We start from the raw sequence: 14,637 nt of genomic DNA on the forward strand, positions 1-14,637 counted from the left end.
GCGTTATGGCTCTGATCACAAGGAGTCTTTGCTATGCCGCATGTTGATATTAAATGCTTTCCCCGTGAACTGACTGATGAACAAAAAACCGCGCTGGCCGCCGACATCACTGAGGTGCTGATCCGCCATCTGAACAGCAAAGAGAGCGCCGTCAGCGTCGCACTCACTCAGGTTGAGCCGGACGCGTGGCAGGCCGTGTGGGACAGTGAGATCGCCCCGCAGATGGCGCAGTTGATTAAGAAGCCGGGTTATAGCATGTAGTTGCCACTGGCGGGCATGATGTCCGCCAGTGACACTCGGTCAGAACCAAATCTCCGTCTGCACGCCGAAGTTCCATATCCCACCGGCGGTAAAGCCTTTGCTGCCGAAATCGTCGAGAACGGTTTATTCGTCGAGGGAGTTTGCCCGTACATGACGGCCGCTGGCGACAAAATTGCCGGTGCCAAGATGATGCAGGGTATTGAGCTTATCGTCGTCGAATTGCCAGCGTCCGGTGACGAACGCGCGCTCATCGGCGGCGGCAGAGACCACCTCTCCGAACAGTGTGTCGTACTGGGTCTGGGCCGCCGTCGCCGGCAGCAACCGGCACTCCATCCATGCCAGACATTTCTCCTCGATCAGCGGCAGCCCCAGCTCCGGACCGGTTACTACCGGGATCCCCCAGGCATTGAATTTGTCCTCATCGCGGCCGCTGACGCTGCCGACGGCGTAGGTCCAGCTGGCGGCTGCGACGCCGGGCACCACAATGCCGAAGGTGCCATTGCCCTCGATGATCTCCCGCGTCCAGGTGCTTTTATCCACCACGATAGCCACCCGCGGCGGGGCGAATTCCACCGGCATTGACCAGGCGGCGGCCATAACGTTGCGCCGGTCGGACGGGGCATCGTAGCTGGTGATCAAAATGGTTGGGCCGTGGTTGAGCAGACGGCTGGCGTACTGCAGTTCAACGTGGCGAAAGCGGCTCATAGGCGTTCCTTGAATAATGGGTCGGTTGGCAGGTAACACGTTAAGCCGCAATGAAAATGTAATCAATACGTCATCTCGTCTGACTATAGTCGCCAGCACTAAGTCCCAAAGAGGATCACAATATGTTGGCTCCCCTGATGCTATCCCAGGTGAGCGTGCCCCGTCGGATGTCGACCGCCGGGCTGGTCTCGCTGTCCCGAAAGGGAGGGCGATGATGCGCACGCTGACCCCTATCACCCTGCAGGAGGTCTCTTTCGCCTTCGCAGAGACCCCTATTCTTGACCGCTTCACGTTGCATATCGAACCCGGCCGCATCGTGGCGTTACTGGGCCCTTCCGGCTGCGGCAAAAGCACACTGCTGCGTCTGCTGGCCGGGCTGAGCGTGCCGGCCAGCGGCGAAATCCGCTTTGGCGACAGGCTGGTCGCCCGCGCAGGATGGGGATTGCCCCCGGAGCAGCGCGATATCGGCATGGTTTTTCAGGATTACGCCCTCTGGCCGCATATGAGCGTGGCGCAGAACGTCGCCTTTCCGCTGCGCATGCGCGGCGTCTCCCGCAGCGAACGCGAGCGCCGGGTCAGCGAGGCGCTGGCGCGGGTAGGCCTCAACGGCTTTGCCGAACGTAAGCCTTCAGGCCTCTCCGGCGGTCAGCAGCAGCGGGTGGCGCTGGCGCGGGCGATCGTCGCCGCGCCGCGGGTGCTGCTGTTTGATGAACCGCTCTCCAACCTGGACAGCGAACTACGCGAATCGCTGTGTGGCGAAATGAGCCGCCTGCTGCGACAGCTCGGCATCACCGCCCTGTATGTCACCCATGACCGACGTGAAGCCGAGCTGTTAGCCGACCAGATTGTCTATTTATCCGCGGGCCGCGTGGCCGCTGTCCGCGCCGTTACGCCAACCTCAGGGGAAGTTGCATGAACACCGTTATGACCGTTAAGAAAGGAGTGGTACTCGCGATGGCTCTCTCCGCCATGATGCTCTCCAGCGCCCATGCGCTGACCGTTTACACCGCCGGACCCGGCTCGCTGGCGAAAAGCCTGGCCAGCGGTTTTGAACAACAGACCGGGGTGAAGGTGACCGTTTTTCAGGCCACCACCGGCAAAGTGATGGCCCGACTGGAGGCCGAGCAGGCCAACCCGCAGGCGGATGTGCTGATCTCCGCCTCGTGGGATACCGCCGAAGATCTGCACCAGCGGGGCTGGTTGTTGCCTTTTGCGAGCGCCAACGCCGACCAGGTACCGGCGAACCTGAAATCGGCGGACTATATCGCCCAGGGCGTCTCCGCCCTGGGTATTGTCTGGAACAGTAAAAGCGGCACCCCGGAACCGAAAGAGTGGCGGGATCTCACCCAGCCGGCGTTTAAAGACAAGGTGACAACCCCCGACCCGGCGCTCTCCGGCGCGTCGCTGGATTTGCTGATCGGGCTGCAAAACAGCATGGGCGGCCAGGCCTGGCAACTGTTTGACGATCTGAAAAAGAACGGCATGGTAGTCAGCGGACCCAACGCCCAGGCGGTGACGCCGGTGATGCAGGGAGCGAAAGCGGCGGTGTTTGGCGCGGTGGATTATGTCTCCTACGGCAACATTCAGCAGGGCGAGTCGCTGAAGGTGATCTTCCCGGCCAGCGGAACGGTGATTGCCCCGCGCCCGATGATGATCCTCAAAACCAGCCAGCATCCCGGCGAGGCCAAAGCCTTTATCGATTACGTGCTGTCGCCGGAAGGTCAGGCGAAGGTCGCCGACGCCTGGCTGATGCCCGCCCGCCGCGACGTGGCGGCTAAACGTCCGCTACTGGACGCGCTGAAGGTGCTACCCACCACCAGCGAGGGCAGCAGCGAGCGGAGCGCCGTGCTCGCCCGCTTCAGTCAGCTGTACGCGCAGTAATTGATCCCGTTTCTCCGGCGCTGGCCGCCGGAGGACCCTCAGCTTCAGGAACCGGTTGTGAAACAAACATTCCTTTCCGGCGCGACCCTTGCCGCCCTGGTGATGCTGGTCGCGTTACCGTTAGTGTTTATTCTGCTGCAGGCGATTTTTCCCCGTTTTAGCGCCGGTTCGCTCGGGGACGCCTTTGGCGGCATCCCGGCGCTGCTGGCCGATCCTCAGCTGCCGGCGATGCTCGGCGGTACGCTGTGGATCGCCGCCGGCGTGGCGTTGGTCAGCGTAATGATTGGCCTGCCGCTCGGCATCCTGCGCGGTATGTTTTCGCTGCCGCTGCCCCGGCTGTGGGATCTCCTGTTTTTGATCCCCTTTCTGACGCCGCCCTATATCTCGGCGCTCTCCTGGATGCTGGCCCTGCAAAGCCAGGGCTATCTGCAGCAGCTGACCGGCTGGCAGCTGAACGATCTGCTGTTCAGCCGCAGCGGGATCGTGCTGGTGATGACCTTTAACATATTTCCGGTGGTCTACTTTGCCGTCTCCCGCAGCCTGCTGGCGAGCGGGACCCGGCTGGCGGTGGTCGCCCGCGTCCATGGCGCCAGCGCCTGGCGCGCCTTCTGGCACGTGACGCTACCGATGCTCTCTCCGGCGCTGGCGGCGGGGATGCTGCTGGCGTTTACCCTCGCCATCGAGGAGTTTGGCGTACCGGCGGCGCTGGGCAGCCGGGCGGGAGTGGTGATGCTGACGGTCGGTATTGAGAAAAAGCTGGCCGACTGGCCGGTGGATCTCCCTGGCGCCGCGCTATTGTCGCTGCTGCTGATGGCGGTGGCGTTGTTCGCCTGGTGGCTGCAAAGGCGGCTGGTGGGGGAGAAAGAGGTCACCAGCGTCACCGGTAAGCCGGGGGAGAACCACGGGGCATTGCTGGGCTGGATGACGCTGCCCGCCGTGCTGGCGATGGCGGCCGTCGGCGGCCTGGCGGTCGGCGTCCCCGCCGTCTCGATGATGCTCACCAGCGTGATGGGCACGCTCTCCGGTGGCGTGAGTGTTGAGAATGTCACGCTGCGTCATTTCGCGGCGCTGTTTGACCAGCAGGGAGATGCCCTGTCGGCCCTCGGCACCAGCCTGTCGCTGGCCCTGGGTTCGGCGCTAATCGTCGGCGCGCTGGGCCTGCTGGCCGCCTGGCTGGTGATGGTGCAGAAGATTAAAGGGCGCGGGATGGTGGACGCGCTGTCGCTGATGCCGGCGGCGCTGCCGGGCGTGGTGGTGGGGGTCGGTTTGATCCTGCTGTGGAATCAGCCCTTCTGGCCGCGCTCGCCCTATAACACGCTGTGGATGCTGCTGCTCTCCTATTGCTGCCTGCTGTTGCCCTGGCCGGTGCGCTATGTCGGCAGCGCGCTGCGCCAGCTGGGCCCGAACCTTGAGCCCGCCGCCAGGGTGCATGGGGCGTCGCCACTGCAGGCGCTGCGGTTGATTGTCCTGCCGCTGGTCTTTCCGGCGCTGCTGGCGGCGATGCTGATGGTGTTCGCGGTGGCCTCCCGGGAGCTGGTGACCTCGCTGCTGCTCTCTCCGGCCGGTACGCAAACCGTGGCGGTGTTTATCTGGCGCCAGTTCGAACAGGGTTCCGTCGGTCAGGGCATGGCGATGGCCAGCCTGACGTTGTTGACCGGTCTGGTCCTGATGCTGACGGCGCTGGCGCTGATGCAGCGCCGCACGTGCGGTTAACGCTAAGCGCACAAAAAAGACGGTCGGCGCGGAAAAATAGGCTATAAATGTCGGACACCTACAGCTGGAGGCCCTGATGAGTCCCTTTTTACGCGCCTATTTTTCCCGTCTGAGCTGGACGGGTGAGCCTGATGTGTCCATTGATACCCTGCGGGAACTGCATCTGCAGCATAACAGCGCCATCCCCTTTGAAAACCTCGACGTCCTGCTGCCGCGTGAAATCCACCTTGACGATGGGGCGCTGGAAGAGAAGCTGATCGCCGCCCGCCGCGGGGGGTATTGTTTTGAACAGAATGGCCTGCTGGAGCGCGCGCTGCGCGAGATAGGCTTTAACGTCCGCAGCCTGCTGGGCCGCGTGGTGCTGGCCAACCCGCCGCAGATGCCGCCGCGTACTCACCGTCTATTGCTGGTGGAAGTGGCGGGGGAGCGCTGGATCGCCGACGTCGGCTTCGGCGGCCAGACGCTGACCGCGCCGATCAAACTGCTGGCCGATATCCCACAGCAAACGCCGCACGGCAGCTATCGTCTGGTGCATGAAGGGGATGAGTGGACGCTGCAGTTCAACCATCACGAACACTGGCAGTCGATGTACCATTTCGATTTAGGCCGCCAGTATGCGTCTGATTATGTGATGGGCAACTTCTGGTCGGCGCACTGGCCACAGTCCCACTTCCGTCACCATCTGCTGATGTGCCGTCATCTGCCGGACGGTGGCAAAATGACCCTCACCAACTTCCACTTTACCCACTGGGAGAATAACCATGTGGTGGAGAAGATCGATTTTGCCGATGTCTCCGCGCTATATGAAGGGCTGCAGACCCGCTTCGGCCTGGGGGTGGACGATCCTAAACATGGCTTCAGCGAAGCGGCGCTGGCGGCGGTGATGGCGGCGTTCGATACCCATCCGGAAGCCGGGAAGTAAATCTCCCCATGCCCGGCGGCGCTGCGCTTGCGCGGGCCTGCGAGGTATGAGCCTGTGAGAGGCCCCTGTAGGCCGGGCAAGGCGTAGCCGCCATCCGGCATAAAGCCTGGAGCCAGGTACGATAAATACCCGGACTTGGCGCGAAGGCCTCGTCCGGGCTACCGGTAAGGATGAATGGTAAACGCCGCCAGCGCTCAGCGCCGGGAGCGTACCACCTGGTAACGCCGGGTGAAATACTCCACCGGCGCGCTCCAGACGTGAACCAGGCGGGTGAAGGGGAAGATCAGAAAGATGGTCATTCCGAGCACCAGGTGGACGCGGTAAATCCATGCGACACCGTCCAGATGCGCCGAGGCGCTGCCGTGGAAGGTGACCACCGCCTGCGCCCAGTCCACCAGCTTGAGCATTTCGCTGCCGTCCGGATGCTGGGCGGAGAAGGGGATGGTCGTCAGCCCCAGCGCGCACTGAATCAGCAGAATGCACAGGATCAAAATATCCGCGGTCGTGGAGGTGGCGCGAATTCGCGGGTTGGTCAGGCGGCGCATCAGCAGGCCGATACCGCCTACCAGGGTCAGCACGCCGCATACGCCGCCAAGGATCATGGCCATCAGCTGCTTCTGGGACATCGGCAGGAACCACGAGTAGACCCAGTGTGGGGTCAGCATGCCAAAGAGATGGCCAAAGAAGATGCCGAGAATGCCGATATGAAATAAGTTCGACCATAGCACCATCCCGCGCTTATCCAGCATCTGGCTGGATGAGGCGCGCCAGGTATACTGCCCGTAATCGTAGCGCAGCCAGCTGCCCACCAGAAAGACGGTGCCGCACAGGTAAGGGTAGATATCGTAAAAGAAGACGTTCAGATACTGGATCATTTCGGGCCTCCGGCGCGGATGTCAACGTACTGCGGCGCCACATCCTGACTAAAGCGTCGTTGATAAGCTTGCATCGACGAGCTATCGCAAGCGGTCGCATTATCTTCGATAAACTTCACCTGCTCTTCTTCCCACACGGCGTCCAGCGCCTGACGGGTGTCGTCGCGCTTTTCTCCCGCCACCTGTTTTGTGACACTGTCACTGGTGAGCGGGCTTTTAGCCAGCGCCAGCAGGGCGTCAAACAGCTGGTAGTACGGGCAGGCTCGCTGCTTAAGACGGCCGCCGATCAGCGCCAGAATCGGCGCGATATTCTGCAGCCCCTCCCGAGCCTCCGCGGGAGGTAGAATACTGAGATACTCCAGATACAGCGGCAGATGGTCGGGCAGCTCGCGACAATCGATCTGCAGACCCGCCTGCTGATACTGATTCATCAGGTCGACCATCGCCTGGCCGCGGTCGCGGGATTCGGCATGCACATGTTCAAACAGCAGCAGCGAGGTGGCGCGCCCGCGCTCGAACACCTCGCACCATTCGGCCTGGCGATCCAACAGCGGAGCCGTCAACAGCTCACCGACAAACGGCGTCAGGGAAGGGACATCGGCCCTGATCAGCGCCAGGGCGTCGTCGCGGTTCTCCCACAGTAACTCGTCGGGGTACTCCAGCAGCAGACCGATCACTTTCAGGATCCGCATCACTCGCCCTCCCCATGCTTACGCACGCCGCTGACGTCGATGGCGTCGATCCGCCGGCTGTTAAACAGGTTGAATTTCGTATCTGACCCGTGGCAGCCATCGCCGAAGGTAAAGCCGCAGCCGTTACGTTCCGGAAAGGCATCCTCCGCCAGTTCGCGATGGCTGGTGGGGATCACGAAGCGGTCTTCGTAGTTGGCGATCGCCAGATAGCGATACATCTCTTCGACCTGCTCAACGCTGAGGCCCACCTCTTCAATGACGCGGGTATCGGTGACGCCCTCGACGGTTTGCGAGCGCTTGTAGTGGCGCATCGCCATCATCCGTTTCAGCGCGCGCAAGACTGGTCCGGTATCGCCGGCGCTCAGCAGATTTGCCAGGTATTGCACCGGGATGCGCAGACTCTCAACCGCCGGCAGGATGTTGCCGTTGCTCGGTAAGCCGCCGGCGTCGGCAACCGACTGGATCGGCGACAGGGGCGGCACGTACCAGACCATCGGCAGGGTGCGATACTCCGGATGCAGCGGCAGGGCCAGCTTCCAGTCCATCGCCAGCTTATAGACCGGCGACTTCTGCGCCGCCTCAATGACGTTGTGCGGGATCCCTTGCTTTAGCGCTTCCTCGATGACCGCCGGATCGTTTGGATTAAGGAACACCTCGCACTGGCGCTCATAGAGGTCGGTTTCATGTTCGGTACTGGCCGCCTCTTCAATACGGTCGGCGTCATACAGCAGTACGCCAAGATAGCGGATGCGCCCGACGCAGGTTTCTGAGCAGACCGTTGGCTGCCCGGACTCAATGCGCGGATAGCAGAAGATACATTTTTCCGACTTACCGCTCTTCCAGTTAAAGTAGATTTTTTTGTACGGGCAGCCGCTGATGCACATCCGCCAGCCGCGGCATTTATCCTGATCGATCAGTACGATGCCATCTTCCTCACGCTTGTAGATGGCGCCGCTCGGGCAGGTGGCCACGCAGCTCGGGTTGAGGCAGTGCTCGCACAGGCGCGGGAGATACATCATGAAGGTATTTTCGAACTGGCCGTACATCTCTTTTTGCATGGCTTCGAAGTTACGGTCGCGGGCGCGTTTCTCGAATTCGCCGCCGAGCAGCTCCTCCCAGTTCGGGCCCCAGCTAATCTTATCCATACGCTCGCCGCTGATCAGCGAGCGCGGGCGGGCGGTCGGCAGATATTTGCCCTCCGGCGCGTTGTGCAGGTGCTGGTAGTCGTAGGTAAAGGGTTCGTAGTAATCGTCGATCGCCGGCAGCACCGGGTTGGCGAAAATCTTCGATAACACGCTGACCCGATTGCCGAGGCGGGGCGTCAGCTTACCGCTAATGCCGCGGATCCAGCCGCCTTGCCACTGATCCTGGTCCTCCCAGTTTTTGGGGTAGCCAATGCCCGGTTTGGTCTCCACGTTATTGAACCACGCGTACTCCATGCCTTCGCGGCTGCTCCAGACGTTTTTACAGGTGACCGAGCAGGTGTGACAGCCGATGCATTTGTCCAGATTCAGCACCATTCCAACCTGAGAACGGATTTTCATTTTTTCGCCTCCTGTACCTGATCGCGACCTTCGTCATCCAGCCAGGCAATATTCTTCATTTTGCGGATCATGATGAACTCGTCGCGGTTCGATCCGACGGTGCCGTAATAGTTAAAGCCATAGGCCAGCTGGGCGTAGCCGCCAATCATGTGCGTTGGCTTCGGACAGACGCGGGTTACCGAGTTATGAATGCCGCCGCGACGACCGGTCACTTCCGAACCCGGGATATTCATAATCCGTTCCTGAGCGTGATACATCATGGTCATCCCCGGCGGCACCCGCTGGCTCACCACCGCCCGCGCGGTGAGAGCCCCGTTGGCGTTGAACGCTTCAATCCAGTCGTTATCTTCAATGCCCAGCTCTTTCGCGTCGGTTTCGCTAAGCCAGACGATCGGCCCGCCGCGCGACAGCGTCAGCATCAGCAGGTTTTCGCTATAGGTGGAGTGGATCCCCCACTTCTGGTGCGGCGTCAGGAAATTCAGCGCTTTTTCCGGAAAGCCGTTTGGCGGCACGGCCTTCATCTGGCTGACGCTGCGGGTATCAATGGGCGGGCGATAGGCTACCAGGCTTTCGCCGAAGGCGCGCATCCACGGATGGTCCTGATACAACTGCTGGCGGCCGGAGAGGGTGCGCCATGGGATCAGCTCATGCACGTTGGTATAACCGGCATTGTAGGAGACGTGCTCGCTTTCCAGTCCCGACCACGTCGGGCTGGAGATAATTTTGCGCGGCTGCGCCTGAATATCGCGAAAGCGGATCTTCTCATCCTCTTTATTGAGCGCCAGATGGGTATGATCGCGGCCGGTAAACTCTCCCAGCGCCTGCCAGGCTTTCACCGCCACCTGGCCGTTGGTTTCCGGGGCGAGGCTGAGAATAACTTCAGAGGCGTCAATGGCGCTGTCGATCCGCGGCCGGCCTTTGGCCGGACCGTCGGGCTTGACGTAGTTAAGCTTGCCGAGGAAATCGACTTCGCTTTGCGTATTCCACGAAATGCCTTTCCCGCCGTTGCCAAGCTTATCGAGCAGCGGGCCGAGAGAGGTGAAGCGTTCCCAGGTGGCAGGATAGTCGCGTTCCACCAGGGCAATCGACGGTGCGGTTTTCCCGGGGATCAGATCGCATTCGCCCTTGCGCCAGTCAAGCACCTCGAACGGCTGCGACAGTTCGCCGGGGGAATCATGCTGCAGCGGGACCAGCACCACATCGGTCTCTTTGCCAAGATGGCCGACGCAGACCTGCGAGAAGGATTTAGCGATATCCTTGTAGATCTCCCAGTCGCTTTTCGCCTCCCAGGCCGGGTCGACGGCGGCGGAGAGCGGGTGGATAAACGGGTGCATATCCGAGGTGTTCATATCGTCTTTTTCATACCAGGTGGCGGTCGGCAGGACAATATCGGAGAAGAGACAGGTACTGGACATGCGGAAATCGAGGGTCACCAGGAGATCGAGTTTGCCCTCAATCGCTGCGGTCTGCCACTCGACTTCCTCAGGTTTTACCTCATCGCTGGCGCCCAGTTCATCACCCTGAATACCGCTGTCGGTCCCGAGCAGGTATTTCAACATGTACTCATGCCCCTTACCGGACGATCCCAGCAGGTTTGAGCGCCAGATAAACAGGTTGCGCGGATGGTTTTTGCCGCTATCCGGCTGCTCGGCGGCAAAGCGAATATCGCCTGATTTTAACGACTGGACGGTGAACTCCGCGGGGGAGAGCCCGGCGGCCTCGGCCTGCTGCTTAATGGTCAGCGGGTTGATGTTGAGCTGGGGCGCAGAAGGTAACCAGCCCATCCGTTCCGCACGGACGTTGAAGTCGATAAGGCTGCCGCTAAATTTGCTGGCGTCGGCCAGCGGCGACAGCAGCTCCTGCGCGGTCAGTTTTTCGTAGCGCCACTGGCTGGCGTGGTTGTAGAAATAAGAGGTACTGTTCATCTGCCGCGGCGGACGACTCCAGTCCAGGGCGAACGCCAGCGGCAGCCAGCCGGTCTGCGGGCGCAGTTTCTCCTGACCGACATAGTGCGACCAGCCGCCGCCGCTCTGGCCGACGCAGCCGCAGAATACCAGCAGATTAATCATCCCGCGGTAGTTCATATCCATGTGGTACCAGTGGTTCACCCCGGCGCCGAGGATAATCATTGAGCGGCCGTGGGTCTTATGCGCCGTATCGGCAAACTCGCGGGCGATTTGTTCGATATGTTGACGCGGTACGCCGGTGATCTGCTCCGCCCATGCCGGGGTATAGGCTTTGACCTCGGCGAAATCCTTCGCCGCATTGACATCGTCAAGCCCGCGATCCAGACCGTAGTTGGCCAGAATCAGGTCATAGACGCTGACCACCAGGCCGTTTTCGCCACTGGCCAGCGTCAGCTGTTTAGCCGGTAGCGGGTGAAGGGTCACCGGTGACTGCGCTACGCTGCGAAAATGCGGGTTTTCGTTGCCGCCAAAGTAGGGGAAGCCCACCGACACCACGCTGTCGCGAATATCCAGCAGCGACAGCTTAAGCTCGACATCTTTGCCGTCTGCCCGTTGTTCGAGATTCCATTTGCCTTTTTCGCCCCAGCGAAAGCCGATGGAGCCGTTCGGCGCCACCAGTTCCCCGTCGCTGTTATAGGCCACGGTTTTCCATTCCGGGTTATTACTTTCTCCGAGACCGTCAAGCAGGTCGGAAGCACGCAGCATACGGCCCGGCGTATAGCTGCCGTCGTCGCGCGGCTCGAGTATCACCAGCATCGGCATGTCGGTGTAGGTCCGGCAGTAGTTGAGAAAGTAATCGCTCGGGTTATCGAGGTGGAAGGCTTTGAGGATCACATGGCCCATGGCCATCGCCAGCGCGCTGTCGGTGCCTTGCTTCGGCGCCAGCCACTGGTCGCAGAGCTTAGCGACTTCCGAATAGTCCGGCGTGATGGCGATAGTTTTGGTGCCCTTGTAGCGCACTTCGGTAAAGAAGTGGGCGTCCGGGGTTCGGGTCTGCGGCACGTTGGAGCCCCAGGCGATAATGTAGCTGGAGTTGTACCAGTCGGCGGATTCCGGCACGTCGGTCTGTTCGCCCCAGGTCATCGGCGAGGCGGGGGGCAGATCGCAGTACCAGTCATAAAAGCTCAGGCAGGTGCCGCCAATCAACGATAAATAGCGAGTGCCCGCGGCGTAGGAGACCATCGACATCGCCGGGATCGGCGAGAAGCCGGCGACGCGGTCCGGGCCATAATGTTTGATGGTCCAGACGTTGGCGGCGGCGATGAGCTGGTTCAGCTCTTTCCAGCTGGAGCGGACAAAACCGCCTTTGCCGCGCGCCGCTTTATAGCTGCGGGTTTTTGACGGATCCTGCATGATGCTATCCCATGCCAGCACCGGGTCGGGATGCTTCGCCAGGGCTTCGCGCCACAGCTCAATCAGTCGTTTACGCGCCAGCGGGTACTTCAGGCGGTTGGCGCTGTAGAGATACCAGGAGTAGCTGGCGCCGCGCGGGCAGCCGCGCGGTTCGTGATTTGGCAGATCCGGCCGGGTGCGCGGATAATCGGTCTGCTGGGTTTCCCAGGTAACGAGGCCGTTTTTGACGTAAATTTTCCAGCTGCAGGAGCCGGTGCAGTTCACACCGTGCGTGGAGCGGACAATTTTGTCGAACTGCCAGCGTTGACGGTAGCTATCTTCCCAGTCACGGTTGTTGTTATAGACCTGGCCGTGGCCGTTGGCAAAGGTCTCGCCCTTCTGCTTAAAGTAGCGAAAGCGATCCAGAAGTTTACTCATGACATTTCTCCTGCTCCGATGATGTCCGGCATCGTGCCACCCGGCCGGATGAGCGAACGAACTCGTAAGGCCGGATAAGGCGTAAGCCGCTATCCGGCAGATAAATCGTTATGGTTAAGCGGGTTTACGGCGGCCGTAGACCAGCCAGGTCACCAGCACGCAAACCACATAGAAGACAAAAAAGACTTTCATCGCGCCAACCGGTGAGCCGGTCATCGCCAGCGAGGTGCCGAAGGCTTTCGGAATAAAGAAGCCGCCGATGGCGCCGATCGCCGAGATAAAGCCCAGCGCGGCAGCGGTATCGGTCACCGCCTCGTGCTGCGCTTCTTCATCGCTGCCGCCGCGCTGTTTTACGCTGTCGATGGTGAGCTGGCGGAAGATGACGGCGATCATCTGGAAGGTGGAGCCGCTTCCCAGACCGGCGGTTAAAAAGAGCCCCATAAACACCACGTAGAAAGCGAGAAAGCTGCCGGAGCCGCTGCCTGGCAGGGTCAGAAACAGCAGGCCTGTAAACAGCGCCATCAGGACGAAGTTAACCAGCGTCACCCGCACGCCGCCGAGACGGTCGGAGATGATCCCGCCGAACGAGCGCGCCAGCGCGCCGATGAACGGTCCAAAGAAGGCGAGCTTGAGGATATCGACCGCGGGAAACTGGGTTTTCGCCAGCATGGCAAAGCCGGCGGCAAAGCCGATGAACGAGCCAAACGTCGCCAGATAGAGCAGGCTTAACAGCCACATATGCGGTCGCTTGAGCACGGGAAGCTGATCGCGAATCGAGGCCTTTGAACCGGCGATATCGTTCATGCCGAACCATGCCGCGACGGTGGCGAGCAGCAGCAGCGGTACCCAGACGAGCGCCGCATTACTCAGGGTGATTGTCGAACCATCGGGCTGGGTGACGCCATGGACGCCGAGAAAGGTGAAGAGCGGCAGGAAGATGACCGCCGGGGCGACCATCTGCATCACGCTTACGCCCAGATTGCCAAGGCCGCCGTTGACTCCCAGCGCGCTGCCCTGTTTCGCTTTGGGGAAAAAGAAACTGATATTTCCCATGCTGGAAGCAAAATTCGCTCCGGCAAAACCGCACAACAGCGCAATAATAATAAATACCCAGAACGGAGTAGTAATATTCTGGATTGCCACCCCTAACCAAATACAAGGCACGATCAGGATAACGGTACTTAATACGGTCCAGTAGCGCCCGCCAAAAAGGGGTACCATAAAGGAGTAGGGGACCCGTAATATCGCGCCGGAAAGTGAAGGCAGGGCGGTTAATAAAAAAAGCTGGTCGGTGGTGAAATGAAAACCGACCTTATTGAGATTGACCGCTACGGCGCTGAATAACATCCATACGCAGAAAGCAAGTAGCAGACAGGCCACTGATATCCATAGATTTCTTCGCGCAATGGCTTGGCCTTTATTTTCCCAGAACGCCTTGTTTTCAGGCCGCCAGTTGTTCAAAAGGTAATGATTATCTTTATCATTCTGCACCGACATATTGCCCTCTACTTGCCCGGAAAGGAGTAAATAAATAAGGTCAACAGCTGAATACAAGGGGATAGTGAATAACGCTTAATTTGCGTTATCTATGAAGCGTAGATAAAAAAAACGTGCCGACAGAGAGCACGTGGTAAGCGTAGCGGAATTAATTGTTACTAAATGTAAATATACCTAAAACAACTCCAGCGTAATCATCTTATTTACATAGCGGCTAAACGCCGCCTCATCCAGGGCCTGCGCGTCCAGCGCATAAATCCCGTCGAGGCCGCACACCAGGGCGATAAAGCGCCAGGCGATATCCGCCGCAGGCTCAGCCGACCGAAATTCGCCGCTGGCGAGGCCCTGCTCGATGATGGCGACGGTCTCGGCATGCCACATATTCATGGTCAGCAGGTAGGCCGCTTTGATGTCCGGATCGCTGTCGGCCAGCACCTGGCCTTCGCGCCACAGGCGGATATAGGGTTCCAGTCGGCCATCCTCGCTGCCGATCATCGAGAACAAGCGCTCGCGCCAGCTGGCGTCCTCAGCCACCAGCGGCATGTCGAGCATCTCGCGGATCAGGCGGATGAAAACCTGCGCTTTCAGCTCGCCGATGGAGGTGAAGTGGTGGTGCAGCTGCCCGGCGGCCACCTGGGCTTCGCGGGCGATCTGCCGCACGGTCATGGCGGCAAAGCCGCCGCGCAGCGCCAGGCGCATGGCGGCCTGCATAATCCCTTCCCGTCGCGCATCACGTTGTAAATAGTGCATAGAACCCCGCTGTCATCTGGCTTTGGCCGAGTGTAACAAAAAGTTGGACATGTGTTCAAC

The 14,637-nt window shown here is 60.4% G+C and carries 12 protein-coding genes and 1 pseudogene; 5 read left to right on the plus strand and 8 right to left on the minus strand.

Annotation, left to right across the window (positions count from 1 at the left end; translation table 11 throughout):
• Nucleotides 1-33 precede the first annotated feature (33 nt).
• Nucleotides 34-261, plus strand: a complete 228-nt coding sequence (gene pptA / locus RRF55_RS12110; protein WP_002906690.1) for a tautomerase PptA — start codon at nucleotides 34-36, stop codon at nucleotides 259-261.
• A 39-nt stretch (nucleotides 262-300) separates the two neighbouring features.
• On the opposite strand, the pseudogene RRF55_RS12115 reads toward pptA, so the two are convergent.
• Together RRF55_RS12115 and RRF55_RS12120 are read right to left on the minus strand one after the other, a co-directional pair.
• Nucleotides 301-375 (minus strand): annotated as a pseudogene (locus tag RRF55_RS12115) (hypothetical protein); the annotation flags it as partial.
• A 9-nt stretch (nucleotides 376-384) separates the two neighbouring features.
• Entirely contained in the window at nucleotides 385-966 is a 582-nt protein-coding gene (locus tag RRF55_RS12120) for a flavin reductase family protein (RefSeq protein WP_048331877.1), read from the minus strand.
• Between the two features lie 211 nt (nucleotides 967-1,177).
• On the opposite strand from RRF55_RS12120, the gene RRF55_RS12125 reads away from it, so the two are divergent.
• From RRF55_RS12125 to nhoA, 4 genes are all read left to right on the plus strand, one after another.
• Nucleotides 1,178-1,882 carry an ABC transporter ATP-binding protein gene (locus RRF55_RS12125; protein WP_004189827.1) on the plus strand — a complete coding sequence of 235 codons (705 nt, stop codon included), beginning with the start codon at nucleotides 1,178-1,180 and terminating at the stop codon, nucleotides 1,880-1,882.
• Nucleotides 1,879-2,847 carry an ABC transporter substrate-binding protein gene (locus RRF55_RS12130; RefSeq protein ID WP_048331876.1) on the plus strand — a complete coding sequence of 323 codons (969 nt, stop codon included), beginning with the start codon at nucleotides 1,879-1,881 and terminating at the stop codon, nucleotides 2,845-2,847. Before RRF55_RS12125 ends, RRF55_RS12130 begins: the two co-directional genes overlap by 4 nt.
• Before the next feature lie 57 nt (nucleotides 2,848-2,904).
• Nucleotides 2,905-4,560 (plus strand): ABC transporter permease, encoded by a 1,656-nt coding sequence (locus RRF55_RS12135; protein WP_023280153.1) that lies wholly within the window; start codon nucleotides 2,905-2,907, stop codon nucleotides 4,558-4,560.
• Nucleotides 4,561-4,636: 76 nt separating this feature from the next.
• Entirely contained in the window at nucleotides 4,637-5,482 is an 846-nt protein-coding gene (gene nhoA, locus RRF55_RS12140) for an N-hydroxyarylamine O-acetyltransferase (RefSeq protein WP_004175970.1), read from the plus strand.
• 194 nt (nucleotides 5,483-5,676) lie between these two features.
• Here the strand turns inward: nhoA and narI are convergent, their stop codons facing one another.
• The 6 genes from narI to RRF55_RS12170 form a co-directional block, all read right to left on the minus strand.
• Nucleotides 5,677-6,357: a respiratory nitrate reductase subunit gamma gene (gene narI / locus RRF55_RS12145; protein ID WP_002906549.1), complete on the minus strand. Its 681-nt coding sequence runs from the start codon at nucleotides 6,355-6,357 to the stop codon at nucleotides 5,677-5,679.
• Nucleotides 6,354-7,049, minus strand: a complete 696-nt coding sequence (narW, locus tag RRF55_RS12150) for a nitrate reductase molybdenum cofactor assembly chaperone (RefSeq protein WP_002906547.1) — start codon at nucleotides 7,047-7,049, stop codon at nucleotides 6,354-6,356. The genes narI and narW overlap by 4 nt, the downstream gene beginning before the upstream one ends.
• The gene (gene narH, locus RRF55_RS12155) at nucleotides 7,049-8,593 is read right to left on the minus strand and encodes a nitrate reductase subunit beta (RefSeq protein ID WP_048331875.1); all 1,545 of its coding nucleotides are present in this window, start codon (nucleotides 8,591-8,593) and stop codon (nucleotides 7,049-7,051) included. The genes narW and narH overlap by 1 nt, the downstream gene beginning before the upstream one ends.
• Entirely contained in the window at nucleotides 8,590-12,330 is a 3,741-nt protein-coding gene (locus RRF55_RS12160) for a nitrate reductase subunit alpha (protein ID WP_048331874.1), read from the minus strand. The genes narH and RRF55_RS12160 overlap by 4 nt, the downstream gene beginning before the upstream one ends.
• A 114-nt stretch (nucleotides 12,331-12,444) precedes the next feature.
• Nucleotides 12,445-13,827: a NarK family nitrate/nitrite MFS transporter gene (locus RRF55_RS12165; protein WP_048331873.1), complete on the minus strand. Its 1,383-nt coding sequence runs from the start codon at nucleotides 13,825-13,827 to the stop codon at nucleotides 12,445-12,447.
• A gap of 174 nt (nucleotides 13,828-14,001) precedes the next feature.
• Nucleotides 14,002-14,577, minus strand: a complete 576-nt coding sequence (locus RRF55_RS12170; RefSeq protein ID WP_004888643.1) for a TetR family transcriptional regulator — start codon at nucleotides 14,575-14,577, stop codon at nucleotides 14,002-14,004.
• Between the last annotated feature and the right edge of the window lie 60 nt (nucleotides 14,578-14,637).

This window comes from Klebsiella sp. K47 (assembly GCF_051858335.1).
Taxonomy (GTDB): Bacteria; Pseudomonadota; Gammaproteobacteria; order Enterobacterales; family Enterobacteriaceae; genus Klebsiella; species Klebsiella pneumoniae.

Excerpts from the sequence above, each read along its gene's own strand:
- pptA (WP_002906690.1), top strand. The coding sequence starts at position 34 with ATGCCGCATGTTGATATTAAATGCTTTCCCCGTGAACTGACTGATGAA.
- RRF55_RS12120 (WP_048331877.1), bottom strand. The coding sequence starts at position 966 with ATGAGCCGCTTTCGCCACGTTGAACTGCAGTACGCCAGCCGTCTGCTC.
- RRF55_RS12125 (WP_004189827.1), top strand. The coding sequence starts at position 1,178 with ATGATGCGCACGCTGACCCCTATCACCCTGCAGGAGGTCTCTTTCGCC.
- RRF55_RS12130 (WP_048331876.1), top strand. The coding sequence starts at position 1,879 with ATGAACACCGTTATGACCGTTAAGAAAGGAGTGGTACTCGCGATGGCT.
- nhoA (WP_004175970.1), top strand. The coding sequence starts at position 4,637 with ATGAGTCCCTTTTTACGCGCCTATTTTTCCCGTCTGAGCTGGACGGGT.
- narI (WP_002906549.1), bottom strand. The coding sequence starts at position 6,357 with ATGATCCAGTATCTGAACGTCTTCTTTTACGATATCTACCCTTACCTG.
- narW (WP_002906547.1), bottom strand. The coding sequence starts at position 7,049 with ATGCGGATCCTGAAAGTGATCGGTCTGCTGCTGGAGTACCCCGACGAG.
- narH (WP_048331875.1), bottom strand. The coding sequence starts at position 8,593 with ATGAAAATCCGTTCTCAGGTTGGAATGGTGCTGAATCTGGACAAATGC.
- RRF55_RS12160 (WP_048331874.1), bottom strand. The coding sequence starts at position 12,330 with ATGAGTAAACTTCTGGATCGCTTTCGCTACTTTAAGCAGAAGGGCGAG.
- RRF55_RS12165 (WP_048331873.1), bottom strand. The coding sequence starts at position 13,827 with ATGTCGGTGCAGAATGATAAAGATAATCATTACCTTTTGAACAACTGG.
- RRF55_RS12170 (WP_004888643.1), bottom strand. The coding sequence starts at position 14,577 with ATGCACTATTTACAACGTGATGCGCGACGGGAAGGGATTATGCAGGCC.